Annotated in this window: 19 protein-coding genes, 1 tRNA gene, 1 other RNA gene and 2 pseudogenes; 19 read left to right on the forward strand and 4 right to left on the reverse strand. The window is 40.0% G+C overall.

Annotated elements, in window-relative coordinates:
• The first annotated feature begins 81 nt into the window (after nt 1-81).
• Nucleotides 82-155 (forward strand) — tRNA-Asn (locus N8L39_RS06975).
• Between the two features lie 73 nt (nt 156-228).
• On the opposite strand, the pseudogene N8L39_RS06980 reads toward N8L39_RS06975, so the two are convergent.
• Nucleotides 229-366 (reverse strand): annotated as a pseudogene (locus N8L39_RS06980) (ISL3 family transposase); the annotation flags it as partial.
• 429 nt (nt 367-795) lie between these two features.
• Between N8L39_RS06980 and comW the strand changes: the two are divergent.
• The 16 genes from comW to N8L39_RS07060 all read left to right on the forward strand — a co-directional run bounded on the left by comW (nt 796) and on the right by N8L39_RS07060 (nt 18,909).
• Nucleotides 796-1,032 carry a sigma(X)-activator ComW gene (gene comW, locus N8L39_RS06985; RefSeq protein WP_261010506.1) on the forward strand — a complete coding sequence of 79 codons (237 nt, stop codon included), beginning with the start codon at nt 796-798 and terminating at the stop codon, nt 1,030-1,032.
• Nucleotides 1,033-1,262: 230 nt separating this feature from the next.
• A complete protein-coding gene (locus N8L39_RS06990) occupies nt 1,263-2,549 on the forward strand; it encodes an adenylosuccinate synthase (RefSeq protein WP_001832534.1) in 1,287 nt (428 codons plus the stop codon).
• A gap of 199 nt (nt 2,550-2,748) precedes the next feature.
• Nucleotides 2,749-3,216 carry a tRNA adenosine(34) deaminase TadA gene (gene tadA, locus N8L39_RS06995; protein ID WP_261010507.1) on the forward strand — a complete coding sequence of 156 codons (468 nt, stop codon included), beginning with the start codon at nt 2,749-2,751 and terminating at the stop codon, nt 3,214-3,216.
• A gap of 32 nt (nt 3,217-3,248) precedes the next feature.
• An RNA gene (ffs, locus tag N8L39_RS07000) (signal recognition particle sRNA small type) lies at nt 3,249-3,346 on the forward strand.
• 56 nt (nt 3,347-3,402) lie between these two features.
• Complete coding sequence (locus tag N8L39_RS07005) at nt 3,403-3,846, forward strand: dUTP diphosphatase (protein ID WP_261010508.1); 444 nt, start codon at nt 3,403-3,405, stop codon at nt 3,844-3,846.
• Nucleotides 3,806-4,363 carry a histidine phosphatase family protein gene (locus tag N8L39_RS07010; RefSeq protein ID WP_261010509.1) on the forward strand — a complete coding sequence of 186 codons (558 nt, stop codon included), beginning with the start codon at nt 3,806-3,808 and terminating at the stop codon, nt 4,361-4,363. Before N8L39_RS07005 ends, N8L39_RS07010 begins: the two co-directional genes overlap by 41 nt.
• A 13-nt stretch (nt 4,364-4,376) precedes the next feature.
• Nucleotides 4,377-5,738 (forward strand): DNA repair protein RadA, encoded by a 1,362-nt coding sequence (gene radA, locus N8L39_RS07015; RefSeq protein WP_077804517.1) that lies wholly within the window; start codon nt 4,377-4,379, stop codon nt 5,736-5,738.
• 72 nt (nt 5,739-5,810) lie between these two features.
• Nucleotides 5,811-6,308 (forward strand): beta-class carbonic anhydrase, encoded by a 498-nt coding sequence (locus N8L39_RS07020; protein WP_261010510.1) that lies wholly within the window; start codon nt 5,811-5,813, stop codon nt 6,306-6,308.
• A gap of 24 nt (nt 6,309-6,332) precedes the next feature.
• Nucleotides 6,333-7,148 carry a PrsW family intramembrane metalloprotease gene (locus tag N8L39_RS07025; protein WP_261010511.1) on the forward strand — a complete coding sequence of 272 codons (816 nt, stop codon included), beginning with the start codon at nt 6,333-6,335 and terminating at the stop codon, nt 7,146-7,148.
• A 145-nt stretch (nt 7,149-7,293) separates the two neighbouring features.
• Entirely contained in the window at nt 7,294-8,262 is a 969-nt protein-coding gene (locus tag N8L39_RS07030; protein ID WP_000010166.1) for a ribose-phosphate diphosphokinase, read from the forward strand.
• 118 nt (nt 8,263-8,380) lie between these two features.
• Entirely contained in the window at nt 8,381-9,316 is a 936-nt protein-coding gene (locus N8L39_RS07035) for an Rpn family recombination-promoting nuclease/putative transposase (protein ID WP_261010512.1), read from the forward strand.
• Nucleotides 9,317-9,691: 375 nt separating this feature from the next.
• On the forward strand, nt 9,692-10,723 hold the full coding sequence (locus N8L39_RS09515; RefSeq protein WP_306800155.1) for an N-acetylmuramoyl-L-alanine amidase family protein: 1,032 nt from the start codon (nt 9,692-9,694) through the stop codon (nt 10,721-10,723).
• Between the two features lie 143 nt (nt 10,724-10,866).
• Nucleotides 10,867-12,189 (forward strand): nucleoside triphosphate hydrolase, encoded by a 1,323-nt coding sequence (locus tag N8L39_RS07045; RefSeq protein WP_261010513.1) that lies wholly within the window; start codon nt 10,867-10,869, stop codon nt 12,187-12,189.
• Nucleotides 12,190-12,331: 142 nt separating this feature from the next.
• Nucleotides 12,332-13,864: a PspC family transcriptional regulator gene (locus N8L39_RS07050; protein ID WP_261010514.1), complete on the forward strand. Its 1,533-nt coding sequence runs from the start codon at nt 12,332-12,334 to the stop codon at nt 13,862-13,864.
• Between the two features lie 210 nt (nt 13,865-14,074).
• The gene (locus tag N8L39_RS07055; RefSeq protein ID WP_261010515.1) at nt 14,075-15,499 is read left to right on the forward strand and encodes an LPXTG cell wall anchor domain-containing protein; all 1,425 of its coding nucleotides are present in this window, start codon (nt 14,075-14,077) and stop codon (nt 15,497-15,499) included.
• A gap of 323 nt (nt 15,500-15,822) precedes the next feature.
• Nucleotides 15,823-18,909 carry an SIALI-17 repeat-containing surface protein gene (locus tag N8L39_RS07060; RefSeq protein WP_261010516.1) on the forward strand — a complete coding sequence of 1,029 codons (3,087 nt, stop codon included), beginning with the start codon at nt 15,823-15,825 and terminating at the stop codon, nt 18,907-18,909.
• A 140-nt stretch (nt 18,910-19,049) separates the two neighbouring features.
• Here N8L39_RS07060 and N8L39_RS07065 read toward each other — a convergent pair.
• Both N8L39_RS07065 and N8L39_RS07070 read right to left on the reverse strand, forming a co-directional pair.
• Nucleotides 19,050-19,439 (reverse strand): annotated as a pseudogene (locus tag N8L39_RS07065) (Rpn family recombination-promoting nuclease/putative transposase); the annotation flags it as partial.
• A gap of 14 nt (nt 19,440-19,453) precedes the next feature.
• Nucleotides 19,454-20,353 (reverse strand): Rpn family recombination-promoting nuclease/putative transposase, encoded by a 900-nt coding sequence (locus N8L39_RS07070; protein WP_261010517.1) that lies wholly within the window; start codon nt 20,351-20,353, stop codon nt 19,454-19,456.
• Nucleotides 20,354-20,500: 147 nt separating this feature from the next.
• On the opposite strand from N8L39_RS07070, the gene polA reads away from it, so the two are divergent.
• Together polA and N8L39_RS07080 are read left to right on the forward strand one after the other, a co-directional pair.
• The gene (gene polA, locus N8L39_RS07075) at nt 20,501-23,134 is read left to right on the forward strand and encodes a DNA polymerase I (protein WP_261010518.1); all 2,634 of its coding nucleotides are present in this window, start codon (nt 20,501-20,503) and stop codon (nt 23,132-23,134) included.
• Nucleotides 23,135-23,217: 83 nt separating this feature from the next.
• Nucleotides 23,218-23,655 carry a CoA-binding protein gene (locus N8L39_RS07080; RefSeq protein WP_000076477.1) on the forward strand — a complete coding sequence of 146 codons (438 nt, stop codon included), beginning with the start codon at nt 23,218-23,220 and terminating at the stop codon, nt 23,653-23,655.
• 220 nt (nt 23,656-23,875) lie between these two features.
• On the opposite strand, the gene N8L39_RS07085 is transcribed toward N8L39_RS07080, so the two are convergent.
• Nucleotides 23,876-24,886 carry a YeiH family protein gene (locus tag N8L39_RS07085; RefSeq protein ID WP_261010519.1) on the reverse strand — a complete coding sequence of 337 codons (1,011 nt, stop codon included), beginning with the start codon at nt 24,884-24,886 and terminating at the stop codon, nt 23,876-23,878.
• Nucleotides 24,887-25,023: the final 137 nt, after the last annotated feature.

Below are 25,023 nucleotides of genomic sequence, written 5' to 3' on the forward strand. Positions count from 1 at the left end.
CGAACACAGAAGTTAAGCCCTAGAACGCCGGAAGTAGTTGGGGGTTGCCCCCTGTGAGATATGGAAGTCGCTTAGCTTTAATCCGCCATAGCTCAGTTGGTAGTAGCGCATGACTGTTAATCATGATGTCGTAGGTTCGAGTCCTACTGGCGGAGTAGTTAAGGAAAAGAGGTTTAGGCCTCTTTTTTGTTATGTAATTTATAATCTATCTCGTGTCATTAGACTTCAGCAATCAGGACAAGATGGGGCCTCACAATGTAGTTTAGCAATGATTTCTTTGTGGGTATCTATATTAACAACATCCATAATTTGGATATTAGGGTATTTAATGTCTAGTAGTTTTGTGATAAAATGTAATTGTTCCATATGAATATTTCTAATGAGTTGTTTGGTCACTTTTCATTATAGATCTTATGGGACTTTTTTTCTACAACAAAATCGGCTCCATAATATCTATAGGGGATTTTCCCACTACAAATATTATAGAGCCTTTTTACTGAGTAAAGTTTCAGAGCCCTCCGTTTTCGAGCAAGGAGATTTTTTTAGTACTTTAATTGAGGGTAGCGAAGAGCCTAAACGTGGCGGACTGTAAATACGCTCCTTCGAGGGGTTCGAATCCTTCTCCTTCCATTATCTTATTTTTTGAAATTTAAGTAGTAAATTTGTTCCTATTCTGTCAACTTTTCCTATTTGTTATCTTTTTGAGGTTGGTATATGAGCAATTCAGGATTTTATAATAACTGTTTATAATTTTTTGTTAGAATAAGGTCATAAAAAGAAAAGGAGTATATATTTATGCTACAAAGTATTTATGATCAGATGATGGATTTTTATAGAAATATTGAAGAAGAGTATGGTATGTTCTTGGGTGATAATTTTGATTGGGAACATGTTCATTTTAAGTTTTTGATTTATTATCTTGTCCGATATCGTATTGTGTGTCATCGGGATTTTATTGTTTACCATTATCGTGTTGCTTATCGTTTGTATCTTGAAAAATTGATAATGAAACAAGGTTTTGTTGCTTGTTGAGACAGTATGAGTTAATTTCCGAACAAATCTAACTTTTTGTGGGAAAATAATGATAAATAGCCGGAATTTTTTCTAAATGATTTTTTAATAGTTGGAAATAGCAAATCTTTCTATTGTTTCTTCTTGATAAAAAGGCGATTTTTTCTTATAATAAATTGTAAGATATAATTGCAGGTGAGAGTCCTGCCATGTATGTGAGAAAGGAAGAGCCTGAGAGCTCAGACAAGATTATGACTTCAGTTGTTGTTGTAGGTACCCAATGGGGTGATGAAGGTAAAGGGAAGATTACAGATTTCCTTTCAGCTAATGCAGAAGTGATTGCGCGTTACCAAGGTGGTGATAATGCAGGTCACACGATTGTGATTGATGGTAAGAAATTTAAGTTACACTTGATTCCATCTGGGATTTTCTTTCCTGAAAAAATCTCTGTTATTGGAAACGGAATGGTTGTAAATCCTAAATCTCTTGTAAAAGAGTTGAGCTATCTTCATGAGGAAGGTGTTACAACTGATAACTTGCGTATTTCTGATCGCGCGCATGTTATTTTGCCTTATCATATCGAGTTGGATCGTTTGCAAGAAGAGGCTAAGGGTGACAATAAGATTGGTACTACAATCAAGGGAATTGGTCCAGCTTATATGGACAAGGCTGCTCGTGTTGGGATTCGTATTGCAGATCTTTTAGATAAAGATATTTTCCGTGAGCGTTTAGAACGTAACCTTGCTGAGAAGAATCGTCTTTTTGAAAAATTGTATGACAGTAAAGCGATTGCTTTCGATGATATTTTTGAAGAATATTACGAATATGGTCAACAAATCAAGAAATATGTAACAGATACATCTGTTATCTTGAATGATGCGCTTGATAACGGTAAACGTGTGCTTTTTGAAGGTGCACAAGGTGTTATGCTAGATATCGACCAAGGTACCTATCCATTTGTTACGTCATCAAACCCTGTGGCTGGTGGTGTGACCATTGGTTCTGGTGTTGGTCCAAGTAAGATTGATAAGGTTGTTGGTGTATGTAAAGCCTATACGAGTCGTGTAGGAGACGGTCCTTTCCCAACTGAGTTGTTTGATGAAGTGGGAGAACGTATCCGTGAAGTAGGTCATGAATATGGTACAACAACTGGTCGTCCACGTCGTGTGGGTTGGTTTGACTCAGTTGTGATGCGTCATAGCCGTCGTGTTTCTGGTATCACTAACCTTTCATTGAACTCTATCGATGTTTTGAGTGGTTTAGATACTGTGAAAATCTGTGTGGCCTATGATCTTGATGGTCAACGTATTGACTACTATCCAGCTAGTCTTGAGCAATTGAAGCGTTGCAAGCCTATCTATGAAGAGTTGCCAGGTTGGTCAGAAGATATTACCGGAGTTCGTAATTTGGAAGATCTTCCTGAGAATGCGCGTAACTATGTTCGTCGTGTGAGTGAATTGGTTGGTGTTCGTATTTCTACTTTCTCAGTAGGTCCTGGTCGTGAACAAACAAATATTTTAGAAAGTGTTTGGTCCTAAGAGATTTTTAAGATTTGTTTAAGATAGGTCGGGTATACTATAGACAGTTACAAGAAGACCTCCTAACTTGTTGTAACAAATATCCTAAACTTTTCTTTTTCATAATAATCTCCCTATAAAGTCACCGCATTCGGTGGCTTTTTTTGTGTTGGGATTCATGATATAATAATAAAATCGATAAGTAGGAAAAGTGAAATTGATGAATTATACAGTTGAAGAAAAAGAAGTCTTTATGAGGGAAGCTTTGAGAGAGGCTGAGATTGCTCTTGAACACGATGAAATTCCAATTGGTTGTGTGATTGTCAAGGACGGAGAAATCATTGGCCGTGGGCATAATGCGCGTGAGGAACTGCAGCGAGCGGTTATGCATGCGGAGATTATGGCCATAGAGAATGCGAACCTGAGTGAGGAGAGCTGGCGCTTGCTTGATTGCACGCTTTTTGTGACCATTGAGCCGTGTGTCATGTGTAGTGGGGCGATTGGACTTGCCCGTATTCCAAACGTGATCTATGGGGCTAAAAACCAGAAATTTGGCGCTGCTGGGAGTTTGTACGATATCTTGACAGATGAGCGTCTCAACCATCGTGTGGATGTTGAAACGGGAATTTTGGAAGATGAATGCGCAGCTATTATGCAGGATTTTTTTAGAAATAGACGGAAAAAATAATTTTGCTTTTAAAATGAATAGGAATGTGATATAATAAATAGTGGAGCAACAGTTCTGCGTGAAGCGGGTCAGGGGAGGAATCCAGCAGCCCTAAGCGATTTGAATTGTGTGCTCTTTTTTTCGTGCTTTTTCCGAATAAATAAGATAGAATAATCTAGAATAAATGATAATAGAAAAGAGAAGATTATGAGAATTCGTGGTTTTGAATTGGTTTCGAGTTTTACAGATGAAAATTTATTGCCCAAGCGTGAGACAGCGCATGCGGCTGGTTACGACTTAAAGGTTGCTGTGCGTACGGTTATTGCGCCAGGAGAGATTGTATTGGTTCCGACAGGGGTTAAGGCTTATATGCAACCGACTGAGGTTCTTTACCTCTATGATCGTTCTTCAAACCCTCGTAAAAAGGGCTTGGTTTTAATTAATTCAGTTGGAGTCATTGATGGGGATTATTATGGAAATCCTGGGAATGAAGGGCATATTTTTGCTCAGATGAAGAATATCACAGACCAAGAGGTTGTTCTTGAAGTTGGAGAACGTGTTGTCCAAGCTGTCTTTGCTCCTTTCTTAATTGCAGATGGAGATGCAGCTGATGGCGTACGGACAGGTGGTTTTGGTTCGACTGGGCACTAGGATGAAAATTATTTTTGTACGTCATGGAGAGCCAGATTATTGTGAGTTAGAGGAGCGTTCTTATACGGGATTTGGGATAGATTTGGCACCCTTGTCTGATAAGGGACGGCAGCAAGCCCAGAAATTGAGCACCAATCCTTTACTCCCTTCAGCTGAAATAATCGTATCTTCTGCAGTCACAAGAGCTTTAGAAACGGCTTCTTATGTGGCTTGTGTTACTGGACTTCCTTTGAGAGTGGAACCATTATTGCATGAATGGCAGGTCTATGAAAGTGGCACAGATAATTTTGAAAAAGCTCGTACTGTGTTTCTAGAAAATAAGGGGGAGTTACTTCCTAATAGTCCTATTCAATATGAGACAGCTGAAGAGATGAAGTCTCGGTTTCTAGAATGCATGGCTAAGTATCGAGATTACCAGACCGTGATAGTGGTAACTCACAACATGCTCATGCGTCAGTTTGTGCCAAATGAGAAGATTGATTTTTGCCAAGTAATTGAGTGTGAGTTAGAGATATAGAAAGAGGTTTATCATCGCAAAGAAAAAAGCGACATTTGTATGTCAAAATTGTGGGTATAATTCCCCTAAATATTTGGGACGTTGTCCCAACTGTGGGTCTTGGTCTTCCTTTGTAGAAGAGGTTGAGGTTGCCGAGGTAAAGAATGCGCGTGTGTCCTTGACAGGTGAGAAAACCAAGCCCATGAAACTGGCTGAGGTGACTTCAATCAACGTCAATCGAACCAAGACAGAGATGGAGGAATTCAACCGTGTACTTGGAGGCGGAGTGGTACCAGGAAGTCTCGTCCTAATCGGTGGGGATCCTGGAATCGGGAAATCGACTCTTCTTTTACAAGTTTCAACCCAGCTGTCTCAAGTGGGGACTGTTCTCTACGTCAGTGGGGAGGAGTCTGCCCAGCAGATTAAACTACGTGCAGAGCGTTTGGGTGATATTGATAGCGAGTTTTATCTCTATGCAGAGACCAATATGCAGAGTGTTCGAGCTGAGGTAGAGCGCATCCAACCAGACTTCCTCATTATTGACTCTATCCAGACCATTATGTCACCTGAGATTTCAGGGGTGCAAGGGTCTGTTTCTCAAGTGCGTGAGGTGACGGCTGAACTTATGCAGTTAGCTAAGACTAATAACATTGCTATCTTTATCGTAGGGCATGTTACCAAGGAAGGAACCTTGGCTGGTCCGCGTATGTTGGAGCATATGGTAGATACAGTGCTTTACTTTGAAGGGGAACGTCACCATACCTTTCGTATCTTGAGAGCGGTCAAAAACCGTTTTGGTTCAACAAATGAGATTGGCATTTTTGAGATGCAGTCGGGCGGATTGGTTGAGGTACTCAATCCGAGTCAAGTTTTCCTAGAAGAGCGTTTGGATGGAGCGACTGGTTCATCAATCGTTGTGACCATGGAAGGGACGCGTCCGATTTTGGCGGAGGTTCAGGCTTTGGTAACACCTACCATGTTTGGAAATGCCAAGCGTACAACGACAGGACTTGATTTTAATCGTGCTAGCTTGATTATGGCTGTTTTGGAAAAGCGGGCAGGTCTTCTCTTGCAAAATCAGGACGCCTATCTCAAATCTGCTGGCGGTGTCAAATTGGATGAACCTGCGATAGACTTGGCCGTTGCAGTTGCCATTGCTTCGAGCTACAAGGACAAGCCAACTAATCCTCAGGAATGTTTTGTGGGAGAACTGGGCTTGACAGGAGAAATTCGGCGTGTGAATCGTATCGAGCAACGCATCAATGAAGCTGCTAAGCTTGGATTTACAAAAATCTATGTACCGAAAAATTCCTTGACAGGAATCACTCCACCCAAGGAAATTCAGGTCATTGGTGTGACAACGATTCAGGAAGTTTTGAAAAAGGTTTTTGCTTAATCTGTGACAAATCCTCTTAAAAATGATAAGATAGGAGAAATATTTGACTATCAAATTTTCAAGGAGGGAATCGTGTCGTATTTTGAACAGTTTATGCAAGCCAATCAGGCTTATGTTGCCCTACATGGGCAGTTAAATCTGCCACTTAAACCCAAAACAAGAGTGGCTATTGTGACCTGTATGGACTCACGTTTGCACGTTGCGCAAGCTTTGGGGTTGGCACTTGGGGATGCTCATATCTTGCGGAATGCAGGCGGTCGAGTGACCGAAGACATGATTCGTTCGCTGGTGATTTCCCAGCAACAGATGGGAACAAGAGAGATTGTGGTGCTGCACCATACAGACTGTGGTGCTCAGACTTTTGAAAATGGTCCTTTTCAGGAGTATCTGAAAGAGGAATTAGGTGTCGATGTGTCAGACCAGGATTTCTTGCCCTTCCAAAATATAGAGGAGAGTGTGCGAGAGGATATGCAACTCCTTATCGAGTCTCCCCTAATACCAGACGATGTCATTATCTCTGGTGCCATTTACGATGTGGATACAGGAAGTATGACAGCTGTAGAATTGTAAATACTTTATTTAGAAAGAAAGTGTATGAAGAAAAACAGTATTTTATTTATTTTTATTTTATTGCTATGTATTGGTTTACAGTATGAAACCATCTACTATACGGACGGTTCGATGTCAGGTGCGGAATATGGACTAATGGGAGTTTCTATCTTTCTAGCTCTCTTTTACATGATTCCGGCTCTTTATTTCCTTTTCCGTATTGGGAAAAAATGGGAATTACCAAAGAAGGCCTTGATTCTGTCTTTATTGGGAGGAATGTTCCTTTCAGGCTGGTTGTCTAGCTTTGCTAATACCTATATCCATGATTTGCTGGGCGTTCTTTTCCCAGATAGTGCATTTTTAAATGCCTTTGAAAGTGCTATTGTGGCTCCTTTGGTAGAAGAACCCTTGAAATTGTTACCACTTGTCTTTGTTTTAGCTTTGATTCCTGTGCGAAAATTAAAATCTTTGTTTTTACTAGGGATTGCTTCTGGTTTGGGATTTCAAATGATTGAGGATATTGGCTATATTCGTACGGATTTGCCAGAGGGATTTGACTTTACTATTTCGAGAATTTTAGAGCGTATCATCTCAGGAATTGCCTCTCACTGGACTTTTTCAGGTCTGGCTGTAGTAGGTGCTTACTTGCTTTACAGAGCCTATAAAGGGCAGAAGGTTGGCAAGAAACAGGGGCTTATTTTCCTAGGTTTAGCCTTGGGAACTCATTTCTTGTTTAACTCTCCTTTTGTGGAGTTGGAGACAGAGTTGCCTTTAGCGATTCCAGTGGTTACGGCTATTACTCTCTATGGTTTTTATCAGGCTTATCGCTTTGTTGAGAAGCACAATGAGTTGATGAACTAGAATATTTTTCAAAAGAATGATGCAAGGGCACAAATATGCTGCCCTTCTTTTATTTTTGATTGAAAAATAGTGCAAAAAGCGCTACAATGGTAAATGGAAAAATCTTGTGAAAAGCACAAGCGATACATATATACCGGAGGAAATCATGTCTTTTTCTGATTTAAAGCTGTTTGCCCTTTCTTCTAATCAAGAATTGGCAGAACGTGTGGCGCAGGAGATTGGGATAGAGTTGGGGAAATCAAGTGTTCGCCAATTTTCAGATGGAGAGATTCAGGTCAACATCGAAGAATCAATCCGTGGGAAACACGTCTTTATCCTACAATCAACTAGCTCGCCTGTAAATGACAATCTGCTTGAAATTTTGATTATGGTGGATGCTTTGAAGCGTGCTAGTGCAGAATCTGTCAATGTTGTCATGCCTTACTATGGGTATGCACGTCAGGATAGAAAGGCGAGAGCGCGTGAGCCAATCACTTCAAAACTTGTCGCAAATATGCTTGAAGTAGCTGGAGTGGATCGCTTATTGACCATCGACTTGCATGCTGCGCAGATTCAAGGATTCTTTGATATTCCTGTGGATCACTTGATGGGGGCTCCTCTGATTGCGGATTATTTTGAGCGTCGTGGCATGGTTGGTTCTGACTATGTGGTTGTTAGCCCAGACCATGGAGGAGTGACTCGTGCCCGTAAGTTGGCAGAGTTTTTGAAAACATCTATCGCTATCATCGACAAACGTCGTAGCGTTGATAAGATGAATACTAGTGAAGTCATGAACATCATCGGTAAGGTCGAAGGCAAGACTTGTATCTTGATTGATGATATGATTGATACAGCTGGAACGATTTGTCATGCGGCAGATGCCCTTGCGGAAGCTGGTGCTGTTGAAGTCTATGCAAGCTGTACGCACCCAGTTCTTTCTGGTCCTGCTATGGACAATATCCAAAATTCAGCTATTAAGAAATTGGTTGTTTTGGATACCATCTATCTCCCAGAAGAGCGTTTGATTGATAAGATTGAGCAAATTTCAATCGCTCATCTCCTAGGTGATGCTATTGTACGTATCCATGAAAAACGCCCACTTTCTCCACTTTTCAGTATTGAGAAAAAGATTTAATGCCCAAGCCTGAGATAATTCTCAGGTTTTTTTCATCTCTTTTCCGAATAAATAGATAGAGCCAGAGAATCTAGGAAACCTATATTTAAAACTGTGGTATAATAAAAGGAGGAAAAGGATGATTCTAAGACATCCGGGCATCAGCCCAACCAATGATTTGGTTGCTAAGAAAATCTTTAGCAATCCAGAAATCACTTGTCAATTTATCCGCGATATGCTGGATTTACCAGCAAAAAATGTGACGATTTTGGAGGGAAGTAACATTCACGTATTACCCTCCATGCCTTATTCAGCGCAGGATTTCTATACCAGTATAGATGTTTTGGCGGAGTTGGACAATGGGACGCAGGTTATTATCGAAATCCAAGTTCATCATCAGAATTTTTTCATTAATCGTTTATGGGCTTATCTGTGCAGTCAGGTTAATCAAAATCTCGAAAAAATTCGCCAGCAAGAGGGCAATACGCACCAGAGTTACAAACACATCGCACCAGTATACGCTATCGCAATTGTGGATAGTAATTACTTCTCAGATGATTTAGCTTTTCATAGCTTTAGTATGTGCGAGGATACGACAGGTGAGGTCCTAACCATCACAAACAATGGACAGGAAAACCATCTAGTCAAGATAGCATTCTTGGAATTAAAAAAATACAGAGAAACCAGTAAAGACAAGGTTCGCAAACCGTGGTTGGAGTTTTTCGGGAACAAACCCTTTACCCAACAACCCGAGCGAGCTATTAGCCAAGCAGACCAACTGCTGGACTACAAAAGCTGGTCCGAGGAGGATAGGAAGATGTTTAGTCAACTACGTATGCGAGAAGAACAAGCCTTGTTAGCACAGGACTATGCCTTGGAACAAGCTGAAGAAAAAGGTTTAGAGCGTGGTCGTGCAGAGGGTATTGAAAAAGGGCGAGAAGAAGGTCTTGAACAAGGACTGGAGCGTGGGAAAATATTTACCTTTCTTGATTTAGTGCGTCAACATGTTTTAACTACCGAATTTGCTAGCGAGCAATTAGGCATGACGGTCGCAGAGTTTGAGGCCTTGCTATAAGGTCACATTTTAAATAGTAGAAAGTTGATGAAATGGCAAGTTCTTATTAAAAAACTTGCCATTTTTACTTGACATTTAGAAGTGTTTATTAGATAATACCATAGACGTGAGTTCTGTCCAACTGTCTATGTGGATTAGATATGAATGATTTTACTCAAGGATGATAAGTTTGTGAGATTTTCACTTGAAAAATGCAGTATTTGACGGGTATTTTTTCTCACAAAAATGTTTTTTTCACCTTTTTTTCTAAAAATAGGTAAAAACTTTAAAAACTAGAAGAAAACCCTTGACAAATCCTGCAAATATTTATATACTGTATGGTAGTAAGATAGTCTTACGAAAAAATATATAATGAAAAATGAAGGAGATAAAACGATGAAAAAAGTTTTATTGACAAGCGCAGTCGCTCTTGCAGCATTTGGTGCTGTACAAGCTGTTTCAGCTGATGCTACTAATCAGTATTCAACAAATGGTGTGGTAGATCCAACAACAGGTCAACTTCCACGTAAAGAATATACTGAAAACACACTTAAATCTGCTCACACTGGTGTAGTTGCTCCAGAAAACCAATACAAACCAGCTACTCCAGCTTACAACCCTTACCATGGTAAACCAGTTATGTTTGGTAACGGTTCACACGTTCGTTTCTCAGTTAAAGACATCCAAGGCCGTCCAGTTGCAGGTGTTAAAGTTGATGTTATGGTTTGGGCAAACGAAGCTGACTACAACAACTACGTTAAACCATCAGTTGTTTCTGCTGAATCTAACGAAGCAGGTGATGTTGAGTTGGCAGTACCACACAAAGGTTTGGTTCAATACCGTGTAGCTTACGTTCCAAAAGGATACTTCTTGCATAAAGTAAACAGAACAGTTCACAACGGTAAAGAAACTGGTAATGAAGGTTCATTTGATATCCAAGGTAACTTGTATGATGGAACATTCGTATACTCTGGTTCAGCTGACCTAGATAAAGACGGAAAAGCTGACATGTTCACAAACGCTTCAGTTGATTTGGTTCTTGAAAAAACTGACTCATACAACGTTGTGAAAGATCAATGGGTTCAAGAAGAAGCTGGCTGGAAATACTACGCTTCTAACAAAGCTGTTTCAGGTTGGAAACAAGTTGACGGTAAATGGTTCTTCTTTAACGCTGAAGGCGTAATGCAAAAATGGTGGGTTAAAGATGGAAACACTTGGTACTACCTAAACGGAAACGGTGAAATGCAAACTGGTTGGTTGCAAGACGGTGGTAAATGGTACTACCTTGAAACATCAGGTGCTATGAAAGCTAGCCAATGGTTTGAAGTTTCTGGTAAATGGTACTACGTTGACGGTTCAGGTGCCCTTGCAGTTAACACTACTGTAGGTGGATACACTGTTAACGGAAACGGTGAATGGGTTAAATAATCTAGCTCAATAAAAAAAGCAGGAGATTTCTTCTGCTTTTTATTTTTTCCATAAAAAGTCCAGTTTTTCTTAGAAATTTTTGTAAAAATAAGATACAATAAAGAAAAGCATAATAGCTAAATTTAAGAATGGAGAATCTTCACATGAAAAATAAAAAAGCTTTAGCTCTAGCTCTTGCTAGTGTGACAATGGCAGGCGCTGCTGTGACTGCTTACTCAACTATCACAGCTCCATCTGTACATGCAGACGAGTTTATTCGTAAAACGGAATGGATAACTGTTTCTAATGATCGTTCACGTACTCGTACAACTGTTTATTTTGAGTCAGGTGATCAAAAATTTGAAAAGCATAGTTATATTGATAAATTTGAGTATCAGGAAACCTATGTAGATGGCGGCGTACGTTACTATGTATTTGTAGAAAAAGGAACAAAACTTGCTGAATTGGAAAACGATCCAAATACACCGTCAGCAGACTTGAATAAACAAGGTTATAAATCTACTGATAAAAATAACAGCTGGCGTGAAGTATCAGGTAACCGTTACTTCTATTCACACGGAAACCCAGTTAAGGGTTGGGCCATGATTGACAACAAGACTTACTATTTCAATAGTGAGGGTGTAATGGCTCGTGGTATCATTGAAAATGAATCTGAGCGTTACTATCTAGATGATCAAGGTGTTAAGAAAACTGGTTTCCTCAAAGTGGGAGAAAAGACTTACTACTTTGACGGAAATGGTGTTCGTAGAACAGAAGTTGTCACAGAAAACGGTCAAACTCACTTTGTAAAAGACGGTGTTGTGACAAATGGAGTTCAAAAAGTTGGTACGAAATGGTACTTCTTTGATGAAAAAGGTAAAGCTCAATCAGGTATTGTAAAAGATAGCGCTGGTAAGTGGTATTACATCACTGCAGATGGTGACCGTAAGACAGGCCTTATCAAGGGTGCTGGCGACAAGTATTACTATGTCACTGAAGAAGGTGAACGTAAGTTTGGTGAAATCACTGTTGACGGTAAAACTTACTTCTTGACAGATGATTCTGATACTAAAGCTGGCTGGAACAAAGTTGACAATCACTGGGTTTATGTGAATAAAGAAGGTAAGCGTCAAACTGGTTGGCTGAAAGACGGTGGTAAATGGTACTACTTTAATGCTGAAGGCGTGATGCAAAAATGGTGGATCAAAGATGGTAACAAATGGTACTATCTAAATGGTTCAGGTGAAATGCAAACTGGCTGGTTGCAAGATGGTGGTACTTGGTACTACCTAAATAGCTCAGGTGCTATGGAAACTGGCTGGGCTAAAGTTGGTGGTACTTGGTATTACCTTAAAGGCTCAGGTGCTATGGTAACTGGTTGGTTCCAAGTGGGTGGTAAATGGTACTATGCTTATAGTTCAGGTGCCCTTGCAGTAAGCACTACAGTTGATGGTTATTACGTAAACGCCAACGGTGAATGGGTATAAAAAGACTAAGAGAGTAGTTTTAAAACTGCTCTCTTTTTTACATTTAAATATTTCTACACTTTTTATGTTTTTTATTGCATTTATTATAGGAAAGGGATATAATTTAGATAAATTTATTATCTTAATACAGGAGGATTTTCCTATGAGAAAAACAGTAACAGGTATTTTGCTAGCAACTTCTGTGCTAGCTATGGCGACAGTCCAACAAGTACAAGCTGCTGAATCAGGGGCAACAACGGCTTCGACAACTTCTAAGGTTAAAGAAGTTCATTATATTGCATTTAAAAATGGTAGAATTGTTGATATCAAAGCAGCATTGACAGGGTCTGCTGTAACAGCTACATCTATCAACGAACAGCCTAAAATTGAGAACTATAACTATACTACTAGTGAAGTAAGGGATGGTATACTATACCATACATATGCTCCAGTTGCTACAACAGATAATAGTAATACTTCTTCTGCTCAAAGCAATCCTTATCATGGTGGAAATACGGCTGCTACAACGAATACAAATACAAACAACAATCAAAATGCTGCAACAACTAGTGGGAATTCAGCAGTCAAGGAAGTTCGTTTTGTAGTTTATAAAGAGGGTAGTAGCGTTCCAGTAAATATTAAGGAACCACGTAAAGGATCTGAAGCATCAGATACAAGTCATCCAACTATTGCCAACTATGAGTATGTTACTGGTAACTTAAAAGATGGTATTCTTTATCATGTCTATCGTTCAAACACAGCCACTAACTCTAACCAAAATCAGTCTACAGCAACAAGTGGCGGTCAGTTCAAAACAGAGAACGGAAAAGTCTACTATATCAAGGACGGTAAAAAGGTTAGTGGTTGGCAAAAAATCGATGATAAGACCTACTACTTTGAAGCTGATGGCGCTATGAAGAAAGGTCTATTGACTGCAGGTGATAAGCAATACTATCTAGATGAAAAAGATGGTGTTAAAAAGCTAGGCTTTGTAAAAGTTGCTGACAAGACTTATTATTTTGTAGAAGATGGTGAGAAGAAAACTGGTTTTGTTAAAATCGATGATAAAACTTACTATGTTAAAGAAGGTGTCCGTTTAACGGGTGATATTACTGTTGATGGGAAACATTATTTCTTGGATGAGGAAGGTGTTCTTAAACAAGGGATTGTTGTGATTGATGGTAAAAAATTCTTCATTGACAGCGAAGGAAATCGTCAGGCTGGCTGGAAGAAAGTTGAGGGTGACTGGTATTATTTCTCTAAAGAAGATGGAATGAAGACTGGTTGGCTGAAAGATGGTGGTAAATGGTATCACTTTAATGCTGCTGGCGTGATGCAAAAATGGTGGTTTAAAGAAGGTGACACTTGGTACTACTTAAATGGTTCAGGCGAAATGCAAACTGGTTGGTTGCAAGATGGTGGCACATGGTACTATCTAAATGGTTCAGGTGCAATGAAAGCTAGCCAATGGTTCCAAGTAGGTGGAACATGGTACTACCTTGATAATTCGGGTGCTATGAAAACTGGTTGGTTGAAACAAGGTGGTAGTTGGTATTATCTTGATGGTTCAGGCGCTATGAAGACTGGTTGGTTCCAAGTAGATGGCAAATGGTACTATGCTTATAGTTCAGGAGCTCTTGCTGTCAGTACTACAATCAATGGTTATACAGTAAATGCCAATGGTGAGTGGGTATAAAAGTGGAAAATTTACCATAGAGAATGTAAGTAATGAAAAGAAAATAAAAAGAAAGCTTATAAAATGAGCTTTCTTTTTCTGTGATTGAACATATATATAAAAACTAAGATAACAATATAATTGTATAAATAACTTAAATTTTTACTTGATTATATTTTTAGAAAGTGTTATAATAAATCCAAATATAATTCCAAAAAAGGGGTTTCAAAAATGGATAAAAAGAAAATGATTTTAACTAGCTTGGCTAGTGTGGCTATTTTGGGATCAGGTTTTCTTGCATCTAATCCTTCAACTGTAAAAGCTGAAGATGCGCAACCTGTTGCAACACAACCAGATACTACGGATACTAAAGAAGCTTTAAAAGCTGCTTTTGAAAAAATGGAAAAAGCTGTTGAAGATAAAATTAACAAAGACGACAGCATTAAAGCAGAAGATAAGGCGAAAGCTATCGAAGAAGCAAAAGCTGAAATCGGTAAGGAAGACATCTTAAAGGCTATCGAAAATGGTGATTTAGATGCTGAAGATGTTGCAAAAGAGTTAGAAGATGACTTTAATAAAGCCGGTGTGACTAATCCAACTGTACAACCAGCTCCAGGTGCTGAGTTGGTTCGTAATGAATCAGGTGAAGTTACAGAAGCTAAGCCAGTTAATGGTGGAATTGATGCTGATACTCAGGATAAAATCAACAAGCGTTTGGATGAAGAAAAGACAGATGCTAAGGATGCTGGTGAACGTGTAGAAGCTGCGAAAAATGATGTTGAAGAAGCAAAAGCTATTGTAGAAGCAGCAAAAGCAGCGAAAGAAAAAGCTCAAAAAGAACTTGATAGCTATGCTGACGCTGATGGTGAACAAGCAGACCAATACAGAGAAGCAGCTCAAAAGGATCTTGATGCTGCAGATAAAGCTCTAGAAGCAGCTCAAGCAGAACTTAAAGCGCGTGAAGCAGACTTGAAAGCTGAAGAAGCTAAATTGGATACAACAATTGAAGCTCTTCAAAACAAGGTCGCTGATTTGGAAAAAGAAGTTTCTAAATTAGAAGATAATCTTAAAGATGCGGAAGCAAATGGTTCTGAAGATTATATTAAAGAAGGGCTTCAGAAAGAATTAGATGCTAAAAGAGCAGAATTGGAGAAAGCTGAAGCGGATTTAGAAGCAGCTCTTAAAGGTTTGGAACCAGAAGCTTCTAATGGAGACGCTGAAATTCTTGACAAACCAGCATATACAGAACCTCAAACAGAGCCTCAAAAAGAATCAAACAAGACTCCAGACAGACCTGCAAAACCAGCTCCAGAATTCCCAATCCCAGCTAAGGTTGGAACACCAGGAAATCCAGCTCCAGCTGCTGAAACTCCTGCTCCAGTGTCAGAAACGCCAGCAGGCCCATCTGCTGATGCTCCAGCGGCACCAGCACCTGGAACAAATAGTCCAGCTTCAGAAGCTCCATCAGCCCCAGCCTCTGCAACTCCAGCTGTAGCAGGAACTAGCCAAGATAATACTTATCAAGCCCCAGCTACAAAAGCTGAAGATAAGAAAGAACTTCCAAATACTGGTGGTAAAGATAATGTTGCGGTTGCATTCTTAGGATTCTTAGGATTACTTCTTGGATTCCTTCCGTTTGTGAAACGTAAAAACTAAATCATATGATGGTATAGATTTTAAGTAATTAAATCAAAGCAGGAGAGAAATCTCCTGTTTTTTTGTTTAAACTAGAGTTTTTATGAAGATTTAGGATATTTGAATTAAATTCAAAATTATAATTTACTATAGAAAATGAAAAGAATGAAAAGAAAGAAGAAAGAAAGCTAGTAAAATATGCTTTATTTTCTTGGGAATTTTACATATTTTTGAAATATAACATATCAATAACAAAGGATATATAATATAACTTACCCCTTGATTTCACTCAAAAAAAGGTTTATAATGTACATAAATATGATTCTTAAAAAGAGGTACACAGGATGAACAAAAAGAAAATGATTTTAACTAGCTTAGCAAGTGTGGCTGTTTTGGGGGCAGCTTTTGTTGCATCTCAACCGTCAGTCGTGAAAGCTGCAGAGGAGCCTAATACAACTTCTGCTCAACCAGCTGGAAAAACTGGAGCTCCTGCAACTCCTAAATCCGAAGTTACAAGTCCAGAAATTAAACAAGCTGAAGCTGACGCTAAAAAAGCTGAAGAAAAAGTTGCTGAAGCTCAAGCAAAAGTAGATACAACTACTACTGCAGCTGATGAAGCAACTACTAAGCTTGAAGCAGAGAAAAAAGAAGCAGCAGATGCTGATGCTGAAAAAACTAAAGCTGAAGAAGCTAAAAAAACTGCAGACGATGAATTAGCTGCTGCTAAAGAAAAAGCCGCTGAAGCTGACGCTAAAGCTAAAGAAGAAGCTAAAAAAGAAGAAGACGCTAAGAAAGAAGAAGCAGACTCTAAAGATGCTTTAACTGAAGCTTTGAAACAACTTCCTGATAACGAATTGCTCGACAAAAAAGCAAAAGAAGAATTGTTGAAGGCTGTAGAATCTGGTGAATTAAAAGCTGGTGATGTTCTTAAAGAATTAGCAGATGATAACGAAAAAGCTGAAGCTAATAAAGAAACTGAGAAAAAATTAAGAAATAAAGACCAAGCTACTACTGCTGATGCTGGTGCAACTCAAGCTAACCCTTCAACTAAAGATCAATTACCAGCAGACATTAAAGCTGGAATTGACAAAGCTGAAAAAGCTGATGCTGCTCGTCCTGCATCAGAAAAACTTCAAGATAAAGCTGATGATTTAGGTGAAAATGTTGATGAGCTTAAAAAAGAAGCGGATGCATTAAAAGCTGAAGAAGATAAAAAAGCTGATACATTAACTAAGAGAGATGAAACTCTACAAAAAACTAAAAAGGCTCTTGAAACAGCAAAAGCAAATGGTTCATCTGAAGAAATTGTTAAAATTTTAGAAGATGTTGCTAAAAAAGCAGAAGCGGCTCGTGATGCTGCACAAAATGACTTTGATCAAGCTGCTTCAGATACTAAAGTTGTTGCTGACGAACTAAACAAACTTACTGATGAGTACAACAAAACTCTAGAAGAAGTAAAAGCTGCTAAAGAAAAAGAAGCTAACGAGCCAGCTAAACCAGTAGAAGAAGAACCAGCTAAACCAGCAGAGAAAACAGAAGCTGAAAAAGCTGCTGAAGCTAAAGCAGAAGCGGATGCTAAAGTTGCTGAATTGCAGAAAAAAGCAGACGAAGCTAAAACAAAAGCAGATGAAGCTACAGCTAAAGCTACTAAAGAAGCTGAAGATGTAACAGCTGCTCAAACTAAAAAAGATGAAGCCGATAAAGCTAAAGCTGACGCAGAAGCTGAATTAGCTAAAGCTAAAGAAGAAGCTGAAAAAGCAAAAGCTAAAGTTGAAGAACTTAAAAAAGAAGAAAAAGATAACTTAGAAGCTCTTAAAGCTGCTTTAGAGCAACTTGAAAAAGATGCAGAAGCTGAAATTAACAAAAATGCTAAAATCACTGACAAAGCTAAAGCTATCGAAGAAGCTAAAGCTGCAATTGGTAAAGACGCCTTACTAAAAGCTATAGAAGATGGTGTTATCACTGCTACACAAGCTGCTAAAGAATTAGAAGATCAAAATACGACTGCTGAAGCTACTAAAGATCAAGATCCTCAAGCAGACGAAATCGGTGCTACAAAACAAGAAGGTAAACCTTTATCTGAGCTTCCAGCTGCTGATAAAGAAAAATTAGATGCTGCTTACAACAAAGAAGCTTCTAAACCAATCGTTAAAAAACTTACAGATATTGCTGATGATTTAGCTGAAAAAATCGAAAAATTAACTAAGGTAGCTGATAAAGATAAAGCAGATGCTACTGAAAAAGCTAAAGTAGTTGAAGAAAAAAATAAAGCATTAGAACAACAAAAAGAAACTTTAGAAAAAGCTAAAACAGCTCTTGAAACAGCTAATAAAAATAATGCTGATCAAGATGTTAAGGATAAATTACAAGATGCTGTTACTAAATTAGAAGCTGCTGTTGCTACTGCTAAGACTGCTGCTGATGAAGCTCAAGCTAAATTCGACGAAGTTAACGAAGTAGTAAAAGCATACAAATCTGCAATCGATGAACTAACTGACGATTACAACGCAACTTTAGGTTATATCGAAAACTTAAAAGAAGTACCTAAAGGTGAAGAACCTAAAGACTTCAGTGGTGGAGTAAATGATGATGAAGCTACTACTGCTGAAGAAAAACCTGAGTTCAACGGTAGTGTAAATGCTGCTGAAGCTGCTACTGCTGAAGAAAAACCTGAGTTCAATGGCGGAGTAAACGCTGCTGAAGCTGCAGTAAATGAAGTTCCAGAGTTCAATGGTGGTGTAAATGATGATAATGCTCCAACTGAGCCATCTAAACCAGAAGGTGAAGCTCCAGCTGAGCAACCAAAAACAGAAGTTCCAGATATTAAATCTGAAATCAAACGTCTTGAAAAAGAAGTTGAAAAACTCGAATCTGACGTGAAAGATGCAGAAAATAGTGCTGAAGATTATTTTGTAGAAGGATTGAAAGGTGAATTAGATAAAGCTAAAGCAGAGTTAGAAAAATTTAAAGCTGCTTGGTTAAATCTTGTGCATGACAAACCTGAGTTTGATCTATCAAAATTAACTGAAGGTAAATTACCTGAATCGAATAAAGAAAATTCAGCGCCATCAAGACCTGAAAAACCAACTCCTGAATTTCCAATCCCAGCTAAAGTTGGAACACCTGGAAATCCACCGCGTGAAAATTCTGATGCTACAGCTGTAAATGAACCTGCACTTGTACCAAAAACACCATCAGCTCCTGGAACAGATGCTTCAGCTACACCAACAGCTGAGACACCATCAACTCCTGCGGTTGCACCAACTGTAGCAGGTACTAGCCAAGATAACACTTATCAAGCCCCAGCTGCAAAAGCAGATGATAAGAAAGAACTTCCAAATACTGGTGGAAAAGATAATGTTGCAATTGCATCATTAGGATTCCTAGGATTACTCCTTGGTGCCCTTCCATTTGTAAAACGTAAAAACTAATTAGTAGAAAATATAAAAGAGAAGGATTTATGACCTTCTCTTTTTGTGATATGGACTATAGTGAGAGTTCTGTTGAAAAGAAGAAAAAAGTGAACAAAACGGTGTTTCAGTTTTGTTCACTTTTATGTTATTCTATAAACTTACAATAGTGCCTCAAATTCAGCGACAGTCATACCCAATTGCTGACTGGCAACCTCGGAAGTTAGAAGACCTTGGTGGACTAGATTTACTAAACCTACTTTTAATCCCTCTTCGATACCCTCAGCACGACCACGCTCTAAACCTTTTTCTTCAGCTTGTTCCAAGGCATAGTCATGTGCTAACAAGGCTTGTTCTTCGCGCATACGTAGTTGACTAAACATTTTCCTGTCCTCCTCGGACCAGCTTTTATAGTCTAGCAGTTGGTCTGCTTGGCTGATAGCTCGCTCGGGTTGTTGGGTAAAGGGTTTGTTCCCGAAAAACTCCAACCACGGTTTGCGAAGCTTGTCTTTGCTGGTTTCTCTATATTTTTTTAATTCCAAGAATGCCATTACTTGTGATGATCTTATAATAGTGCCTCAAATTCAGCGACGGTCATGCCCAACTGCTGGCTGGCAACCTCGGAAGTCAGGAGACCTTGACGAACCATGTCTAAGAAGGCAAAAAGTTTCCCTTCTTCCCTTCCTTCAACTTTTCCACGCTCTAAACCTTTTTCTTCAGCTTGTTCCAAGGCATAGTCCTGTGCTAACAAGGCTTGTTCTTCGCGTCTACGCTGTTCACTAAACATTTTCCTATCCTCCTCGGACCAGCTTTTGTAGTCCAGCAGTTGGTCTGCTTGGCTGATAGCTCGCTCGGGTTGTTGGGTAAAGGGTTTGTTCCCGAAAAACTCCAACCACGGTTTGCGAACCTTGTCTTTGCTGGTTTCTCTGTATTTTTTTAATTCCAAGAATGCCATCTTGACTAGATGGTTTTCTTGTCCATTGTTTGTAATTGTTAAAGCCTCACCTGTCGTGTCCTCGCGCATACTAAAGCTATGAAAAGCCAAGTCATCTTGGAAATAATTGCTATTCACGATTGCAATGGCATAAACGGGGGCGATGTGTTTGTAACTTTGATGTGTATCACCTTCTCGTTGACGAATTTTTTCGAGATTTTGATTGACCTGACTGCATAAGTAAGCCCACAAACGATTAATGAAAAAATTCTGATGATGCACTTGGATTTCGATAATAACCTGCGTGCCATTGTCTAACTCTGCCAAAACATCTATACTGGTATAGAAATCCTGCGCTGAGTACGGCAGGGAAGGCAAGACGTGAATGTTACTTCCCTCCAAAATCGTCACATTTTTTGCTGGTAAATCCAGCATATCGCGAATAAATTGACAAGTGATTTCTGGATTGCTAAAGATTTTCTTAGCAACCAAATCATTGGTTGGGCTGATGCCCGGATGGCGTAATGCCATATTCTTTCTCCTTTCATTATAGCACATTTTCAAATCTAGGTTTACTAGCTTCACTGGCTCTATCTATTTATTCGGAAAAAGTATGAAAAATATTGGGTATGGCTCTTCCCAATGGTATTTTTTGGTGCTTTCCTTTATAATGGGTGTATGGATAAGAAAAAATTATTATTGATTGATGGGTCTTCTGTTGCTTTTCGGGCGTTTTTTGCGCTCTATCAGCAGTTGGACCGTTTTAAGAATGCGGCTGGTTTGCATACCAATGCGATTTATGGCTTCCAGTTGATGTTGAGCCATTTGTTGGAGCGGGTTGAGCCGAGTCATATTTTGGTGGCCTTTGATGCGGGGAAGACGACCTTCCGTACAGAGATGTATGCGGACTATAAGGGTGGTCGAGCTAAGACTCCTGATGAGTTTCGTGAGCAATTTCCCTTCATTCGTGAGTTGCTAGATCATATGGGGATTCGTCACTATGAGTTGGCTCAGTATGAGGCGGATGACATTATTGGGACACTAGATAAGCTAGCAGAGCAGGATGGTTTTGATATTACCATTGTCAGTGGAGACAAGGACTTGATTCAGCTGACGGATGAGCATACAGTAGTTGAGATTTCCAAGAAAGGTGTGGCTGAGTTTGAGGCCTTTACGCCAGAATATCTCATGGAAAAGATGGGCATTACACCGACGCAGTTTATCGATCTCAAGGCGCTCATGGGTGATAAGTCGGATAATATCCCTGGAGTAACCAAAATTGGTGAAAAGACGGGTATCAAGCTCTTGTTGGAGCATGGTTCGCTTGAGGGGATTTATGAAAATATTGATGGGATGAAGGCTTCCAAGATGAAGGAAAATCTCATCAATGATAAGGAACAGGCCTTTTTGTCAAAAACATTAGCGACCATTGACACCAAGGCACCGATTGAGATTGGTTTGGAGGATTTGGTCTATAGTGGTCCAGATGTGGAAAATCTTGGGAAATTCTACGATGAGATGGGCTTCAAACAGCTCAAGCAGGCTTTAAATGTGTCGTCAGCTGATGTGGCTGAGAGTTTGAACTTTACTATCGTTGACCAAATTAGTCAAGATATGCTGAGTGAAGAGTCTATCTTCCATTTTGAGCTTTTTGGTGAGAATTACCATACGGATGATTTGGTTGGATTTGCCTGGTCTTGTGGAGATAAGCTCTATGCCACAGACAAGCTTGAGCTGTTGCAAGAGCCGATTTTCAAGGCCTTTTTAGAAAAAACACCTCTGAGAGTTTATGACTTTAAGAAGGCTAAAGTTCTCTTGCATCGTTTTGGTGTGGATTTGCAGGCGCCTGCTTTTGATAGCCGTTTGGCTAAATACCTCCTTTCGACTGTGGAGGACAATGAAATTGCGACCATTGCTAGTCTTTATGGTCAGACTTATTTGGTTGATGATGAGACTTTCTATGGTAAGGGAGTCAAGAAGGCCATTCCTGAACGTGAGAAATTCTTGGAACACTTGGCTCGTAAGATTGCAGTTTTGGTTGAAACAGAGCCTGTTTTACTTGAAAAACTCAGTGAAAATGGACAATTAGAGCTTCTTTATGATATAGAGCAACCTCTAGCCTTTGTCCTTGCCAAGATGGAAATTGCAGGGATTACGGTTAAGAAAGAGACTTTGTGTGAGATGCAGGCTGAAAATGAGCTTGTCATTGAAAAACTGACTCAGGAGATTTATGAACTGGCTGGTGAGGAGTTTAATATCAACTCGCCTAAGCAGTTGGGCGTCCTTCTCTTTGAAAAATTGGGGTTACCTTTAGAATACACTAAGAAAACTAAGACTGGATACTCGACAGCGGTGGATGTCTTGGAGCGCCTGGCTCCTATTGCTCCGATTGTTAAGAAAATTCTTGACTACCGTCAGATTGCTAAGATTCAATCTACTTATGTAATTGGCTTGCAGGACTGGATTTTGGCTGATGGAAAGATTCACACGCGTTATGTGCAGGATTTGACCCAGACTGGGCGTCTGTCTAGTGTGGATCCAAACTTGCAAAATATCCCTGTTCGCTTGGAACAAGGTCGTCTCATTCGTAAGGCTTTTGTGCCTGAGTGGGAGGATAGTGTTCTGCTCAGCTCGGACTATTCACAGATTGAATTGCGCGTTTTGGCGCATATCTCTAAGGATGAGCACTTGATTAAGGCCTTCCAAGAGGGGGCAGATATCCATACTTCGACAGCCATGCGGGTCTTTGGCATTGAGCGTCCTGAGGATGTGACTGCAAACGACCGTCGCAATGCCAAGGCTGTCAACTTTGGAGTGGTTTATGGAATTTCAGACTTTGGCTTGTCTAATAATTTGGGCATTAGCCGTAAGGAAGCCAAAGCCTATATTGACACCTACTTTGAACGCTTCCCAGGTATTAAAAACTACATGGATGAAGTGGTGCGTGAGGCGCGTGATAAGGGCTATGTGGAGACCCTCTTTAAGCGTCGCCGTGAGTTGCCAGATATCAATTCGCGCAACTTCAACATTCGTGGTTTTGCGGAGCGGACGGCTATTAATTCACCTATCCAGGGCTCAGCAGCAGATATTCTCAAGATTGCTATGATCCAGCTAGACAAAGCTCTAGTTGAGGGTGGTTATCAGACTAAGATGCTTCTGCAAGTGCACGATGAAATCGTCCTTGAAGTTCCTAAATCGGAACTAGCAGAGATGAAAAAATTGGTCAAACAAACAATGGAAGAAGCCATTCAACTCAGTGTTCCCCTCATCGCAGATGAAAATGAAGGGGCAACATGGTACGAGGCTAAATAAAAAGGGGGCTAGTCCTCCTTTTTGTAGTAGAATTATGCAAGCCTTTTCAAAATATGCTATACTGATGAAAAAGGAGGATTTCTATGAGTCAAGAATTTATCAATCCAAGTGATGGCGTGATTCGTCAGTATCTCGCAACGAGTAAAACCCTTGCTGTGGTGGGCTTGTCAGACCGTGAAGAAACAACTAGCAATCGAGTGACCAAGGAAATGCAGGCTCGGGGTTATAAAATTATCCCAGTCAATCCCAAGGCGGCAGGTGGTGAAATCTTGGGTGAAAAGGCCTATGCTAGCCTAGCAGAGATTCCTTTTCCTGTAGATATTGTCAATGTTTACCGGCGCAGTGAGTTTTTGCCAGATGTGGCGCGTGATTTTCTCAAAGCTGATGCCAAGATTTTTTGGGCACAGCTAGGACTTGAAAGTCTAGAGGCGGAAGAAATCTTGCGTGCTGGTGGATGCGATGACATCGTGATGAATCGTTGCATCAAGAGAGAACATACACGCTTGATTGAGGAAGCATAAGAAAAAGGTAGCTGGTGGGCTACCTTTTGTGTTATACTCAATGAAAATCAAAGAGCAAACTAGCCGCAGGCTGCTCAAAACACTATTTTGAGGTTGCAGATAGAACTGACGAAGTCAGCTCAAAACACTGTTTTGAGGTTGTGGATAGAACTGACGAAGTCAGTAACCATACCTACGGCAAGGCGACGTTGACGTGGTTTGAAGAGATTTTCGAAGAGGATTAGAAAATGCCGATAAGGGTCTGCATACCAAGACTGGTGAGGATGATGGCAATCCAGCAGATGGCCCCGAGAACAATGGATTTTCCACTGGATTTGATCATAGCTAGCAGATTGGTTTTGAGTCCTATAGCACTCATGGCCATGATAATGAGAAATTTGGAGAGTTGTTTGAGAGGGGTAAAGAAACTACTGGATACACCGAGAGAGGTCAGTAGGGTGGTTAGGAGAGATGCAAGGATAAAGTAAAGGATAAAAAGTGGGAAGACTTTTTTCAGTTGTAAGCCTTGCTTATTTTTTTGCTCGCGACTTTGCCAGTAGGAGAGAAAGAGAGTGATGGGGATGATAGCAAGAGTACGTGTGAGTTTGACAATGGTTGCCGATTCGAGGGTATTGGTCTGGTAGAGACTATCCCAGGCGCTAGCTGTGGCGGTTACAGAGGAAGTATCATTGACTGCAGTTCCTGCAAAGAGGGCGAAGCCGTCATTGGATAGATGAAGCCAGGTTCCTAGGGTTGGAAAGATGAGCGCAGCCAAGACATTGAAGAAAAAGATAACGGAGATGGCTTGGGCGACTTCCTTTTCCTTGGCATGGATAACGGGCGCTGTCGCTGCAATGGCAGAGCCACCACAGATAGAAGAACCTACTCCAATCAAGGTAGCCAGTTTTGTGTCCAGTGCAAAGAAGCGCTGGAAGAGGTAGGCAACAATCAAGGCTATTGAAATGGTGGACAGGATGACAGGGAGTGAAGATTGTCCGACTGCGAAGACTTGCGAGATATTGAGACAAAAACCAAGCAAGATAACGGCATACTGGAGCAATTTTTTAGAACTAAAGGTCAATCCCGCATCCAGTTGTTTATAAGAAGAGAGAAAGGGATGTAGGAGCATGCCTATGAAAATCGCAAAAACGGGCGCGCCAATAACAGGGAAAAATCCGCCCAGATACCAAGCAAGTAGTGAAATCAGAAGGCAGGCCAAGATACCTGCTCCATTTTTTGATAGAAATGACATAAAAACCTCCAAATAGAATATGTTACCATTATAGACCTGTAAACAGGAAAAGTAAAATAGAAAGTGGAAAGCTATTCTCTAATGTATTTTTGCGGTCGGGGGGCTTTTGTAGTATAATAGAGATACGTTTTGAAAGT

Source organism: Streptococcus mitis, assembly GCF_946190285.1.
Classification (GTDB): Bacteria; Bacillota; Bacilli; order Lactobacillales; family Streptococcaceae; genus Streptococcus; species Streptococcus mitis_CP.